The 1,746-nt window shown below is 73.8% G+C and carries 2 protein-coding genes; both read right to left on the bottom strand.

The window, feature by feature from the left end; all coding sequences use genetic code 11:
- Window positions 1-62: 62 nt before the first annotated feature.
- Window positions 63-764, bottom strand: coding sequence for a class E sortase (locus AB0O00_RS37945; protein WP_363659248.1), 702 nt, complete (start codon window positions 762-764; stop codon window positions 63-65).
- Window positions 765-894: 130 nt separating this feature from the next.
- A partial coding sequence (locus AB0O00_RS37940; protein ID WP_363659247.1) for a class E sortase occupies window positions 895-1,746 on the bottom strand: 852 nt, incomplete at its 5' end.

Here is a 1,746-nt window from a genome sequence, read left to right as displayed (position 1 = left end):
CCCGTCGCAGCGCGTGCGACGGGCCCTCGGGCGTTCCGGCGACGTGGCCGGGGTGGAGGGGCTCAGGAGTGCCGCAGCTCCGGCGGCGGGGTGCGCTTGGCGTCCACGGCGTCCACCCGCACCAGGCTCCCCCACACCGCCATCCGGTAGCGCGAGGTGTAGACCGGCGTGCACGTGGTCAGCGTGATGTACCGGCCGGGGGCGCCGTAGCCGGAGCCGGTCGGGACGGGCGCGACGATGCCGGTGTCGTACTTGGACGTCTCCGGCAGGGTGCTGTCGACCTTGTAGACGTACCACTTGTCCTTGGTCTCGACGACGATCGCGTCACCCTTGCGGACGGCGTCCAGGTCGTGGAACTTGGCGCCGTGGCCGTCCCGGTGGGCGGCCAGCGCGAAGTTGCCGGTCGCGTCCCAGGGCATCGCCGCGCGGTACGGCTGCTCGTACACCCCGGCGACGCCCTCGGCCAGGGTGTCGGCGTCGGTGCCCATCCGGATCAGCACCTGGTAGTCCTTGCCCATCGCCGGGACGTGCAGGAAGCCGACCCCGTCCCCGGCCGCGTAGACGGGCGTGGCGGGCGTCGCACCGGGCGCCGTCGAGGGCGCGCCGGCGGGGCCGGTGGCCCACGTGCTGCGCAGCTTGTCGGAGGCCTCGGACGCCGAGCGGTCCGCCTCGACGTTGGTCCACCAGAGCGAGTACGCGACGAACAGGCCGAGCACCAGCCCCAGGGTGATCAGGAGCTCGCCGAAGACCCCCAGGACGGCCAGCGCACGGCCCCTCCCGCGCCGGGCGGGCCCCGGTCCGGGCGGGGAGCCCTGCCCGGGCTGCGGGAAGGCCTCCGCGGCCGTCTCGTCCTGCGTCACCGGTGCTCCCCCTCCGTCGCCTGCGGCCGGGTGGCTACCCGCCCGCGATCGCCGCCGGCTTGCCCTGGCTGCGCGGCCGCTCCTCGGTCATCTTGCCAAACAGGATGAGACGGAACTTGGAGGTGAACTCCGGGGTGCAGGTGGTGAGGGTGATGTACCGGCCGGGACCGGTGTAGCCGGCACCGGTCGGGACGGGCTTGATCACGCTCACGTTGTTGGGCGAGGTCTCCGGGATGCCGCCGGTGATCTCGTACGTGTAGTACGCGGTGGCGGTCTCCACCACGACCTGGTCGCCCTTGCCGAGCTTGTTGATGTAGCGGAACGGCTCGCCGTGGGTGTTGCGGTGCGCGGCGAGCGCGAAGTTGCCCGCCTTGTCGGCCGGCATGCCGGTGCCCGTGTAGTGGCCGACCAGGCCGTTGTCCAGCACCGCCGACTTGGAGGTGCCCTCGGCGATCGGGAACTTCAGCCCGAGCTTGGGCAGGTAGATGATGGCGAAGCCCTTGCCGGGCTCGAACGTCTCGGGCTTGGCCGGATCCGGTGCCGGCTGTCCCGGCTGGCCGGGCGGCTGCGCGGCGTCGAACTGCTTCTCCAGCTGGCTGCGGGCGCCGTCGGCGGCCGCGTCGGCCTGCACGTTGGTCCACCACAGCTGGTACGAGACGAAGAGCAGCATCACCACGCCGAGCGTGATGCACAGCTCGCCGACCAGACGCGCCGCGATCACGACCGGGGACTCCTTGGGCCGCACCCGCGACCCCGCGCCCTTGCCGGACGCCCGGCGGCGGCCGTTGCCCGGGCGCACCGAGGTGCGCCCCTGGGCGGCCCGCCGGCGCTCGGCCCGGCCGCCGGTGGGCTGGGCCGCCTCGGTCGCCTCGGTCGCCGCGGCGGC

Source organism: Kitasatospora sp. NPDC093558, from assembly GCF_040683475.1.
GTDB lineage: Bacteria > Actinomycetota > Actinomycetes > Streptomycetales > Streptomycetaceae > Kitasatospora.
The sequence above is the reverse complement of the archived record's forward strand: the minus strand, read 5'-3'. Positions and strand labels throughout refer to the sequence as shown.